This is a genomic window from Flavobacterium anhuiense (assembly GCF_900101855.1).
Taxonomy (GTDB): Bacteria; Bacteroidota; Bacteroidia; order Flavobacteriales; family Flavobacteriaceae; genus Flavobacterium; species Flavobacterium anhuiense.
The window spans coordinates 808,423-820,700 of the sequence record NZ_FMVC01000001.1 but is presented as its reverse complement, the minus strand read 5'-3'; the positions used below and the strand labels follow the sequence as shown (position 1 = coordinate 820,700).

At 35.4% G+C, this 12,278-nt stretch carries 10 protein-coding genes; 3 read left to right on the top strand and 7 right to left on the bottom strand.

Annotation, left to right across the window (positions count from 1 at the left end; translation table 11 throughout):
- Nucleotides 1-138 precede the first annotated feature (138 nt).
- The 3 genes from tnpA to BLP44_RS03500 all read right to left on the bottom strand — a co-directional run bounded on the left by tnpA (nt 139) and on the right by BLP44_RS03500 (nt 3,166).
- Nucleotides 139-570, bottom strand: coding sequence for an IS200/IS605 family transposase (tnpA, locus tag BLP44_RS03510; protein ID WP_091129377.1), 432 nt, complete (start codon nt 568-570; stop codon nt 139-141).
- A 23-nt stretch (nt 571-593) separates the two neighbouring features.
- Nucleotides 594-1,952 (bottom strand): oxygen-dependent tRNA uridine(34) hydroxylase TrhO, encoded by a 1,359-nt coding sequence (trhO, locus tag BLP44_RS03505; protein ID WP_091129374.1) that lies wholly within the window; start codon nt 1,950-1,952, stop codon nt 594-596.
- Between the two features lie 251 nt (nt 1,953-2,203).
- Nucleotides 2,204-3,166: a polyphosphate kinase 2 family protein gene (locus tag BLP44_RS03500; protein WP_170830208.1), complete on the bottom strand. Its 963-nt coding sequence runs from the start codon at nt 3,164-3,166 to the stop codon at nt 2,204-2,206.
- Between the two features lie 259 nt (nt 3,167-3,425).
- Between BLP44_RS03500 and BLP44_RS03495 the strand changes: the two genes are divergently transcribed.
- The 3 genes from BLP44_RS03495 to BLP44_RS03485 are packed head-to-tail and all read left to right on the top strand — an operon-like array spanning nt 3,426 to nt 9,123.
- Complete coding sequence (locus BLP44_RS03495; protein ID WP_091129370.1) at nt 3,426-4,571, top strand: efflux RND transporter periplasmic adaptor subunit; 1,146 nt, start codon at nt 3,426-3,428, stop codon at nt 4,569-4,571.
- A gap of 18 nt (nt 4,572-4,589) precedes the next feature.
- Entirely contained in the window at nt 4,590-7,763 is a 3,174-nt protein-coding gene (locus tag BLP44_RS03490; protein WP_091129366.1) for an efflux RND transporter permease subunit, read from the top strand.
- Nucleotides 7,756-9,123, top strand: a complete 1,368-nt coding sequence (locus BLP44_RS03485; RefSeq protein WP_091129363.1) for an efflux transporter outer membrane subunit — start codon at nt 7,756-7,758, stop codon at nt 9,121-9,123. Before BLP44_RS03490 ends, BLP44_RS03485 begins: the two co-directional genes overlap by 8 nt.
- 159 nt (nt 9,124-9,282) lie before the next feature.
- Here BLP44_RS03485 and BLP44_RS03480 read toward each other — a convergent pair whose 3' ends face one another.
- The 4 genes from BLP44_RS03480 to BLP44_RS03465 all read right to left on the bottom strand — a co-directional run bounded on the left by BLP44_RS03480 (nt 9,283) and on the right by BLP44_RS03465 (nt 12,260).
- On the bottom strand, nt 9,283-9,693 hold the full coding sequence (locus tag BLP44_RS03480) for a BrxA/BrxB family bacilliredoxin (protein WP_008465639.1): 411 nt from the start codon (nt 9,691-9,693) through the stop codon (nt 9,283-9,285).
- Nucleotides 9,694-9,795: 102 nt separating this feature from the next.
- The gene (locus BLP44_RS03475; RefSeq protein WP_091129360.1) at nt 9,796-10,590 is read right to left on the bottom strand and encodes a tetratricopeptide repeat protein; all 795 of its coding nucleotides are present in this window, start codon (nt 10,588-10,590) and stop codon (nt 9,796-9,798) included.
- An 11-nt stretch (nt 10,591-10,601) separates the two neighbouring features.
- The gene (locus tag BLP44_RS03470; protein ID WP_091129357.1) at nt 10,602-11,777 is read right to left on the bottom strand and encodes a lycopene cyclase family protein; all 1,176 of its coding nucleotides are present in this window, start codon (nt 11,775-11,777) and stop codon (nt 10,602-10,604) included.
- 18 nt (nt 11,778-11,795) lie between these two features.
- Nucleotides 11,796-12,260, bottom strand: coding sequence for a thioredoxin family protein (locus BLP44_RS03465; protein WP_091129794.1), 465 nt, complete (start codon nt 12,258-12,260; stop codon nt 11,796-11,798).
- Between the last annotated feature and the right edge of the window lie 18 nt (nt 12,261-12,278).

The window sequence follows — 12,278 nt, the reverse complement described above, 5'->3', positions numbered from 1 at the left end:
TCTTTATCAAATATAGCCCACGGTTTCAACCGTGGGAACACAATGGGCATCCTTAACGTTACGCAACAATACGTTTCCCACGGTTGAAACCGTGGGCTATATTCTATATTGTGATATCTTTTATGTCTTGAAATCGATTTAATTTTCAAACCCATGCAGTTTTACAAATTCATCAAATTCCTGCTGTCCATCCTTATTGAGGTGATACTGCTTTTGTTTTTTAATGTAATTAAAAACAAGATCAAGCTGAGACTCGCTTACAGCAAAAGCCGCATAGCCCTTTTGCCATGCGAATTTTTCAAGAATTAAATTTTCTCCATTTATACAATGAGATGAAACTCCTTTCGCTTGACGAATTACATCCGAAATAGATTTTTGGGGATTCAATAAAAATAAAATATGTACATGATCAGGCATTCCGTTTATGATTCTAACAGGACAACCCAATTCAATTAACTCATTGTGAATATAATCGTATACCTTTTTTTCAATTGAAAAGTCAATTAATTCCTTACGGTTTTTGGTAGACCAAATGGCATGAATCCATAATTTAGCAAAAGAATGTGACATTGTAAAGTAGCATTAAAAAACCGCTAATTTACAATTTTATACAATTTATCTGACAAACGGATACGAAATGGAACCTCAAAAGTAACCTTATCACCAATTTTAGCAGATTGAGTTTCTGCACCGTTTACGATGATTTTATCTAAAACCAATTCCTGATCGCCTGTAGTCGGACCTGAAATAAGGATTTTGTCACCGCTATTTAATTCGTGATTTTCTACTGTAAATTGCCCAACTTGAGCTTTTACATAATAATGTTCTGCTTTTCCAAGAAGTACTTTCTTCACTTTTATTTTCTGACGAATATCGGCCTGCTTTTGCGCTGTCGCCAAAGCTGTTTCTGGCAAGTCACCCGAATGTTTGAATTTCAGATTTTCAGATTTTCCTTTTCTGAACACTTTATTTCCAACTTGTTTTCCAGTTCTCAAACGAACTTGGTCAACTAAAGGCATGTGAATAATCTCTAAACATTCTGTAGAGCAGCAGTTTTCCATTGCGGCTTTACATTCGTCACATTGAATAAACAATAAATGACATCCGTCGTTTTCACAGTTGGTGTGATTATCGCAAGGTTTTCCGCATTGGTGGCATTGCGAAATAATATCATCAGTAATTCTTTCGCCCAGACGATTATCAAATACGAAGTTTTTACCTATGAATTTGCTTTCTAAACCTTCTTCTTTCAATTGTTTAGCGTAATTAATAATACCGCCTTCTAACTGATAAACGTTTTTGAAGCCTTGGCGTTTGAAATAAGCACTCGCTTTTTCACAACGAATACCACCTGTGCAGTACATTACAAGATTTTTATCTTCTTTGTAATCTTTAAGCTGTTCGTTGATAATAGGTAAACTCTCTCTGAAAGTTTCCACATCTGGCGTAATAGCACCTTTAAAATGTCCCACTTCACTTTCGTAGTGATTTCTAAAATCAACCACAATTGTGTTTGGATCATCAAGGATTTCGTTAAATTCTTTGGCTTTTAAGTGAACACCAATATTAGTAACATCAAAAGTATCATCATTTAAACCGTCAGCAACGATTTTATGACGCACTTTTATGGTCAATTTTAAAAAGGAGTGATCGTCTTGTTCTACGGCAACATTCAATCGTATGCCTTTCATGAAATCGTAAGCTTCAAGCGTTTCTCTAAAAGCTTCAAAATTTTCTGCAGGAACACTCATCTGAGCATTAATTCCTTCATGGGCAACGTAAATTCTCCCCAATGCATCTAGTGCGTTCCAGGCAATGAATAAATCGTTACGAAATTTTTGTGGATCTTGAATTTTGGCATACGCATAGAAAGACAACGTAAGACGTTGTTTACCCGCATCATCGATCATGATGGCTCTCTCTTCTGCGCTTAAAGTGTTATACAGTTGCATGCTATAAACAGTTTTAAGTTAAGAATATATTTTTTTTTAGATTTTCCTTAAAATCTGCGGCAAATTTAGAGTTTATTTTGAGATTAAAAATGTTCTTGCACCAATTATCTGATTTTTTTAACATCTTTTGGCTCCTTATAAATTGATTTTACAACCTATATCAATCCGATTGGTGTTCTTTGCAGAACGTTGTACCAAATATTATTTACTTAAACAAAAACGCCGAAATCAATCTTTATAGCTGTAAAAGGTTACTCTTTTTCTTCTAACAATGCTTTTTTTACCTCATTCAATTCTGCTATTTTTTCGGGACTTACTTTAGGATATTCTAAATCCATTTCGTCTAAAGCATGAATAATTGCAGAAGCAATTGCAATTCGGGCATACGCTTTATTGTCCGCGGGAATAACATACCAAGGTGATTTCTTGGTTGATGTATTTCTGATTAATTCTTCATAAGCATGCATATATTCGTCCCAATAACCGCGCTCTTTGGCATCAGCTGCACTAAATTTCCAATTTTTATCAGGATTGTCAACCCTTTCTATAAATCTTCTTTTTTGTTCTTCTTTAGAAACATTTAGAAAAAATTTAATGACAATGGTTCCGTTCCTAGTAAGATATTTTTCGAAATTTCGAATATCCTCAAAACGGTTTTCCCAAATATCTTTGGTAATCAGTTTTTCAGGGATTTTTTGCCCTCTTAATATCTGTTCATGAACGCGAACTACAAGAACTTCTTCATAATAAGAGCGGTTAAAGATTCCTATTCGGCCTCTTTCTGGCAAATGTTTTTGACAGCGCCATAAATAATCATGATCTAATTCTTCTGAACTTGGTCCTTTAAAAGAAGAAACTTGACAGCCCTGCGGATTTATGCCCGACATCACATGTTTGATTGCACCATCTTTCCCAGCGGCGTCCATAGCTTGAAAGATGATAAGAACCGACCATTTATCCTGCGCATACAAAATATCTTGCATGGCGGCGAGAGCCTTAACTCCCATTTTTAGTGTTTTCTGAATCAATGCTTTGTCTTCATCTCCAGAATAAGATGTCGGTTTATCTTTTAATGTAAAATCTTTATCGTCGCCAACACAATATTGGTCAGAAAATTTTTTAGCTCGATGCAATAATTCCTTTTTTGTTATTTTTTTTAAATCATTGTCATCTCCATCGGTTTTTTTATGTTTTTTCTTGTTATTTTTTGACATAATTACAAAAGTTTTTGAATTATTTTTACTAATACATAAAATAAATTATTCCTACAAAAATGCAGTTTATCGATATTATGTTGCATTTTATCCGTTTGAACATTATTAACTGAAAATCAGATAAATAAAATTTTAACTAAAATTAACAAAATTCACACAATATTTATCCATTTAACCAAAAAAACACTAACTTAGCTAATGCAGTTTACTGGTTTTTAATTAGTTGTGTTTAATGAATTTTATCTAAAAGAATTTAACAATGAACAAAATCTACTCCTCAGCAATTTTACTTAGTCTTTTTATTTTTTCTTGCAAAAAAGAGACACCCCCAAGTCCAAAACCATTAGAAATTTCAGTCACTTCTGTTTTACAGCAAGATGTAAAATTAGAATCTGAATATACGGGGCAGACTTTTGGTCAATCAGATATACAAATTAACCCGCGAGTTGATGGTATTATCGAAAGTATGAACTTCAAAGAAGGAAGTTTTGTTAAAAAAGGACAAGTGCTTTACACAATTGACCCTTTACCTTACAAAGCTAAATTGAACGAAGCTCAGGGAGTTGCAGCAGAATCACAGGCGCGTTTATCTAAAACAAAATCAGATTTAGATATGATAACGCCTTTAGCAAAGATGAATGCTGTCAGCCAACGCGAACTGGTCTCGGCAAAAGCGGCGTATAATGCTTCATTAGCTCAAATAAAAGCTTCAGACGCTTCGGTACAAAATGCTAAGATCGAATTAGGCTATTGTCAAATTTTAGCTCCAATTTCAGGATTAATTGGCATTTCCAAAGTTCGCGTAGGCGATTATGTAAGACCTGGTGCAATGTCTATTCTAAATACTATTTCAGACTTAGGAGATGTAAGGGTACGATTTACTATTAGCGAACAAGAATTTCTGCGTCTTTTTAGAGAGTTCAACAAACCTAATTCGGCCTTAAAAGGCTCGGGAGCAACTGTAACTATAAAATTATCTGACGGTTCTACTTATCCAGAAACAGGAAAAGTAAGTTTTGCCGACAGACAGATTGATCCTTCTACTGGAGCAATCACATTTGAAGCAACGTTTCCTAATCCAGATAAATTGCTTCGTCCTGGACAATATGTAAAAGTCGCGCTTCTTACAGACATTCGTAAGGAAGCAATCGTAATTCCGCAGCGTGCTGTTATCGAAGTCCAAGGAATCTACCAAGTTTATGTAGTCGGTAATGATAATAAAGTTCAGATGCAGATTGTTAAACCTGGTCCAGCCGTTAAAAATGGATACATTATTGAAGAAGGGTTAAAACCAGGCGATAAGATAGCCATGGGAGGTACTTCTTTATTAAAGAATGGAAGTGTTATTACTCCAAAAAACGTTCAATGGCAATTGGGCGATCCAGAAACCGTAGCTGCAAAGTAATCTAAATCACATATTATTATGGGAGAATTTTTCGTTCGAAGACCGATTGTTGCCATTGTAATTAGTATTATTATTGTGATACTTGGATTACTGGCATTACAAAAAACACCTATTTCGCAATATCCGGATATTAACCCGCCTGTTGTAAAAATTACCACCTCTTTTACTGGAGCAAATGCGCTGAATGTGGAACAGGCAGTGGCAACTCCTATTGAGCAAAAAGTAAATGGTGTTGAAAATATGCTGTATATGAAATCGATCAACACTTCTGATGGTGCTTGTACTATTGAAGTTACTTTCGATGTGGGAACTAATCTGGATAATGCCAATATGCTTACGCAAAACAGACAAAACCAGTCCGCTCCATTTATGCCTTCTAGTGTTAAACAACAGGGAGTCGTAGTAAAAAAGTCCCTATCATTCCCGATGATGTTGTTTACCATTACGTCTAACAATCCAAAATATGACGCCAAGTTTTTAAATAACTACGCCAGTATAAATGTCGTTGACCAGCTGGCTCGTATAAAAGGAGTTGGAGAAGTTGCTCTCTTTGGAGGAAGCGATTACTCCATGCGTATTTGGTTAAAGGCAGATATGATGAGTAAGCTCGGCGTGACTGTTGAAGATGTCAAAAATGCACTGAATGCACAAAACATGATTAGTCCAGGAGGAAAATTTGGGGCTGAACCAGCACCTCCTAATACTGAATTTACATACGGTGTAACACTTCAAGACCGATTGGTTACTGAAAAAGAATTTGGAAATATCGTAGTTCGAAGCAAAGAAGATGGAGCACAAGTTTTATTGGGCGATATTGCCCGCATCGAATTAGGAACTGAAAATTACAGTTCAACAGCCAGAAGAAACAGCTCTCCAAGTGCCGTTGTAGCTTTATACCAAATGCCTGGAAGTAATGCGCTTGATGTGGCAGAAACTGCAAAATCCACTATGAAGCAATTGTCTGAAAGATTTCCGCAAGACGTTGTATACCAAGAATCCTTAGATACTACACTGGCCATTACCGCTGGGGTTGATGATATTGTTCATACTCTTTTTGAAGCTATTATATTGGTTATTCTAGTGGTATTTATATTCCTGCAAAACTGGCGCGCTACTTTAATTCCATTAATTACAGTTCCTGTTTCGCTGATTGGTACCATTGCGGTTTTCCCAATGTTAGGATTTTCGATTAATACCCTTTCGCTTTTAGGATTAGTATTGGCGATTGGTATCGTAGTCGATGATGCGATTGTGGTTGTAGAAGCCGTAATACATCATATCGAACATGGAAAAAACCCTAGAGAGGCTACTATTCAAGCTATGAAAGAAGTTTCTGGACCAGTAATTGCGATTGCATTGATTTTGTGTGCCGTTTTTATCCCAGTAGCGATGACACCTGGAATTACGGGGCGCTTTTATCAGCAATTTGCCATAACCATTGCCGTCTCGGTTGCCTTTTCAGCATTTAGTGCTTTATCTTTAAGTCCCGCACTCTGTGCCATGCTTTTAAAACCGACAAAACCTCTTGACCAGCAAAAAGGATGGCTTGCTAAATTCTTTTCTTGGTTTAATAGAGTTTTCGAAAATGTTACAGGAAAATATATTGGCGGAGCAACCTTTTTTGCTAAAAAAGCAATGCGAATTATTGTTTTACTAGCCGTGATACTTGCTTCGATTGTTCTTTTAGGCAAAAAAATTCCGCTAGGATTTATTCCCGAGGAAGATCAAGGTTATGTTTTAGTAAATATTGCTTTGCCTCCTGCGTCATCTTTACAGCGTACCGATGAAATATCGAAAAAAGTAGACAGCTTCCTTAAAGAAGAAAAATCAATTTTATCATATACAACGATAAACGGATTTAGTATGCTTACTAATTCTTATCAGCCAAATAACGCTTTCATCTTCATTTCGTTAAAACCTTGGGAAGAAAGAGCTGAAACGGCTAAACAGTTTGTAGATCGATTCAATAAAAAACTGGCCACTCAAATTACAACGGCAACCTGTTTTTCATTTGGTCCGCCCGCAATTCAAGGTTTAGGTGCTTCTGCTGGATTTAGCTTAATGCTGCAAGACCGCGGAGGTAATACACCGCAATATTTAGCAGAACAAACACAAAAATTTATTGCCGCAGCACAGCAGCGTCCTGAAATAAAACGAATTTACACCACTTTTAATGCTGGTACACCGCAAATTAAGTTGGATATCGATAACGACAAGGCAATGAAATTGGGAATACCCGTTTCTAAAGTCACCGAGGCGCTTGGAGCATTTTTGGGAGGAAGTTATGTCAATGACTTTAACCGTTTCGGGCGTCAATATAAAGTTTACGTACAGGGAGAAGCTATCAATCGTGTTAAACCCGAAGATCTAAACATGATTTATGTAAAGAACAATAAAGGCGATATGCTTCCAGTTTCGACATTGGTTACAGCAACTAAAGTTTCGGGGCCCGATTTTACGAATCGTTTAAATTTATTCCGATCTGCTGAAATTGGAGGAAGTCCAAACGACGGTTATAGTAGTGCGCAAGCTTTAACTGCATTGGAAGAAGTGGCCAAAGAGACTCTGCCTGCAGATATGAGTTACGATTATATTAACTTATCGTATCAAGAAAAACATTCTCCTGGAGGATCATCAGTGTTTATTATGGCATTGGTTTTCGTGTTCTTAATCTTAGCTGCGCAATACGAAAGCTGGAAGTTGCCATTTAGTGTACTTCTTGGAGCTCCTTTTGCAGTATTTGGAGCATTTTTAGGGCTTCTTTTAGCAAGATTTGGAAGTGACGCTTATGTCAATAACGTTTTTGCGCAAATCGGACTTGTTTTACTTATCGGATTGGTAGCGAAAAATGCCATTCTTATAGTTGAGTTTGCCAAAGAAGAATATGAAAAAGGAAAACCCCTTTACGAATCGGCAATGTACGCGGCAAGACTTCGTTTTCGCCCGATTCTGATGACCGCTTTTGCATTCATTCTTGGAGTTGTTCCGTTATTGACTGCTACAGGTGCAGGTTCTCAAGCCCGTATTGTAATGGGAATGGCTGTATTTAGCGGCATGTTGATCGCCACCGTTTTAGGTGTATTAATTGTACCGGGTCTATTTGTTATGATTGAAAAAATTGGACACAAGAAAGAAGAAACAATCGCAACAGGAGAAAACAATGTAGAATCAAATACTACAGACCATGAGTAAGAAATATAAAATAATCGTTATTGTATTGGTTCTTTCCTTATTTCCGGTGGGATGTATGGTTGGTCCAAAATATAAAAAACCTGAGCAGTTAAAATCAGATTCTTATAGAAACGAAAGAAATTTAGACAGTCTCGCTTCCGTAACCAATTTAAAATGGTTCGATCTGTTTAATGATGATGTCTTAAAAGGTCTTATTCAAAAAGGTCTTGAGAATAACTATGATCTAAAAATTGCGGTTTCAAGAATTGAGCAGTTTCGTGCCCAATTAGGTTATACCAAAGCCGATTTATTTCCGTCTTTTCAGTATGGAGCTACTATAAACAGCAACGAGAAATACATTACTCCATCAACTGCTGGCGCAACTATGTCTTGGGAACTTGACTTCTGGGGAAAATTTCGCCATGAAAATAATGCTGTCAAAAATGAACTTCTAGCCACAGAAGAAGCTCGTAAAGTAGTATTGTCCGATATCGTTGCCAATATTGCAATAGCCTATTTTCAGATGCGAAACTTTGATGATCAGCTGGAAATAACAAAGCATACGCTTGAAACAAGACAAAAATATTATGAAATTATAAGCGAAAGATTTGCGAAAGGCTATATCTCTGAAGTTGACAAAGTGCAGATTGAACAGCAGGTTGCCATTGCCGAAGCAGCAATTCCTAACATTGAAAGACAGATAACGTATCAGGAAAATGCCATTGCACTGCTTACAGGGCAGCTTCCTACTGAAATTCCGAGAGGGAAAAGCAATACTGAGTTGCAGATTGTCAGTAAAATCCCGTTGTCAATTCCGTCTGCATTATTAGAAAATAGACCCGACGTAAAAGCTGCCGAATTAAGATATGCGGCTGCCAATGAAAGAATTGGCGTAGCTCAGGCAATGCGATTTCCGTCTATCAATCTAGCTGCAATTGCCGGATTCGCCAGCGCCGATTTGAGCAATCTGTTTCTAGGAAGCTCGTATTTGCAAAATGCTTCTGGAGGAATTGCTGGACCAATATTCGCTTTCGGAAAAAACAAAAGAAGAGTTGAGATAAACAGACAACAGGCAGAACAATACAAATTCCTTTATCAGAAAACGTATATCGATGCTGTTTCAGAAGTAGAACAATCCATACAAAATGTCAGAACTTATCAAGAAGAATGGAAAGCACGCAACAGACAGGTTCAGGCCGCTTTAATAAACTACAAACTATCTCACGAAAGATATGACAGCGGTTACGTTTCTTACTTAGAAGTTTTAGATGTAGAAACCAATCTTTTTAACGCACAATTAAGCTTAGCACAATTATCTGAAAGACAATTAAGTTCCATGATTGAGTTATACAAAGCGCTTGGCGGGGGATGGAATTTATAAGGTACTGAGATTCTAAGTTGCTAAGGTTCTAAGTTTTTTGAACTAAACATATATAAAAACAAAAAGCACTATTTTCATAGTGCTTTTTGTTTTTAAATCTTTATCGCTTCAATCCTAAACTTAGTATCTCAGAACCTTAGCAACTTAGTATCTTTAAAATTAACAAAACTCGTTAAACGCATCTTGCAAATTCTCAGCAATTAATTCAGCTGGGCGTCCTTCGATGTGGTGACGCTCTAACATGTGAACCAATTCTCCGTTTTTAAACAAAGCCATAGATGGCGAAGATGGAGGAAATGGGAACATATGTTGTCTTGCAGCATCAACAGCTTCTTTGTCAACACCTGCAAAAACAGTAATTAAATGATCTGGTTTTTTAGCTCCTTCCAAACTCATTTTTGCTCCTGGACGTGCATTTCTTGCAGCGCACCCGCAAACAGAGTTTACAACAACTAAAGTGGTACCTTCAGCTTTGATAGCATTCTCAACAGCTTCAGCACTATGTAAATCTTGAAAACCAGCAGCTGTCAATTCAGCTTCCATTGGTTTTACCATTTCTAGTGGATACATATTCTTGTTTTTTTAAATTGTACTTTTTGAACTGCAAAGTTACAAAGTTTACTCGCAACTAGTTACTAAGAAGTATAAAGTTTTGTTATAGTTTGATTGTTATTATCTTAATTTCTTTTGATACGGATAAGTTTCATAAACTGTATTGTCTTCATTAACTGAAAATCCTTTTTTAGCATCTTGTTTTCCCTCTTCAATCAAAGCCATTATTTCCTCTTTTGGTTTACCTTTTTTATACCAACAGATTGCTTTATAATATTTTACATCTGAAAATTGAGGATATATTTTTAATGCTTTGTCAAAAATTACAATAGCCTCATCTAACTTTTGAAGTTCATACTTTGCAATTCCTTGATAAAAATATGCCGTAGGATGTTCTAATTGATTTCTATTTTTGTAAATGTCATTCACATAATCATCAAAAAGCTTTTCTGCTTTTTCGTATTCATTTAATTGCAAGTAGCATAGTCCAATGTAAAAACGATATGTATGATCCATAACATAGCTGTTTCCATACAATTTAATGCATTCTTCAAAATCTGTTATGGCACTTTTATATGTTTTGGCAAAAATACATTTTATAAACCCTCGATACGGGAGCCATTCCTGTTTATTGTACAGAACTGCTTTATCCAAATAAAGCATTCCAACTTCGTATTTTTTACATTTAAAATACGGCATGGCTTTTAACTGCCAGAGTTGAGCAATTGTGCTGTCTTTTTTTAAACCTTCGTCAAGGCATGCCTGCCATTTGGCCATTTCAATATTGTAGTCATGTTTTTCCGCACAATCGGTTACAGATTCTTTCAAAATTGCGTCCTGAGCTTTATCAAAAGAAACTTGCGAAAAAGATAAAAGAGTAAAAAAGAAACTAAATAATAGAGTAATGTTTTTCAATTGTTACGTTTTTAGTTAGATTTATTTGAAAGAAAAATCACTCTAAATAACGCTTTAATAAATGGAATTTTGGGACACTTTAAAATAACTTTAACATCTTCAGAAAAAGTCGTTTCTTCATCTAAAAATTTGAAAATCAATTCAGGATTTCCTTTTTTAAACAAAGAAGAAAAGATAGAACTTCCCAATTCATTTTTTCTATAGAGAATATCTAAAAGCAGTAAATCATAAAACCAAAACTTAGATTTTTTATGAAAGTCTTTCATTTGGAAATCTTTTTGCTGAATAAACTCAACTAAGGCTGATGATTTTTTGTCAGAACTCTTAAACGTATAACCCGTACTCGCTTTTGTCCAGCCTCCTGCCGTGCCAATATTCAAAACACGTTTGGTATTTCTTTCCCAAAAAGGATAACAGGTCATTGGAATGCTTCCCTCCTCTTTTTCGAGAATTTGATATTGGCTTGCGCCGAGTTTCTTCAGATAAATTTGAATTTCATTTTCGTACTCTTCTTTAGGAAGCAATTTTTCCGAAAACAAAGTATATTCAACCAAAGCCTCTGTTTTTGAAGTTGGCAGAACATACATAAATCTTGTATTTCCTTTTTGCTCAACCGAAAAATCCATGAAAGTTACTTCTTCGGGATTAAAAACTTCTTCTTTCGTTTTCACAAACCAACCCACAAAATGCTGCTGTAGAACAGGATATTTATTTTGCCTTTCGGCGAAAGCCTTAGTATAAATACTATTGAAAAGATACTGACAAGTGTATCGGTTTTGTTCTGTTCCAACAAAAACGTGGGTTTCAAGTTCGTTGATATCAGTTACTTTTTCGTTTAAAAAAGTAATGTTAGACTGATTTAAAATAGCTCCGAAAACGAAATTATAAAAATCTAAACCGTTGATTTTATTATACGAATATGGTTTTAGATCCAAATCGCGTCTGAAATTTTCATTGGCAAAAAATGCTAAATCCCATTTTTTTGAAACCACCGAATTCCAAATACTTTCCTCCTTTTCCCAAAAACACCAAGTTCTATCATTGATTTTCTTCACATCTTGATCTAATAATAAAATGGATTTATCAGAGAACTTCCCAGACAAAATCATTTTATAAATCGTCATCAAGGATGCGAGTCCAGTTCCTGTAAAAATGTAATCGAAATGTGGAATTTGTGAAGAGTTCATTTTCAAAAATAAGAAAATTTATTTTTCCAATTTTTCCAAAAGAATTTTAAACTCTTTTGTGCTCAAATAAATATTATACTGAAAAATAATTTCGTTTTTCTCATTCAAAACGCACAAAGTCGGATAGGCAATTTGATTATTAATTGTTCCCAGCTGCAATGCCAGTTCATGAACTCCAACATTATTCCCTGAAGGCAGGTATTTGAAAGTGTGATTATTGAATTTAATATCTCTTTTTTCCTCTGCATTAAAATCAATAAAATAAAAATCGGAGTTTAGTTTTTCTATAATTTCTTGATTTTTAAAAGTTGTGGCTTTCATTCGTTGGCAAAACTGACACCAATCGGTATGGATGAAAACAATGGTTTTCCGTTTTTGGATTTGCTGTAAGCTGTCTACTTCTTCAAAAGTGCTACTTTTTAATTGGCAGAATCCTGTTGAAGTTATTCCGAAGAAGAAAATAAGTAGAACTAGCTTTTTCATTTTTTTTTGTTTTTTAGC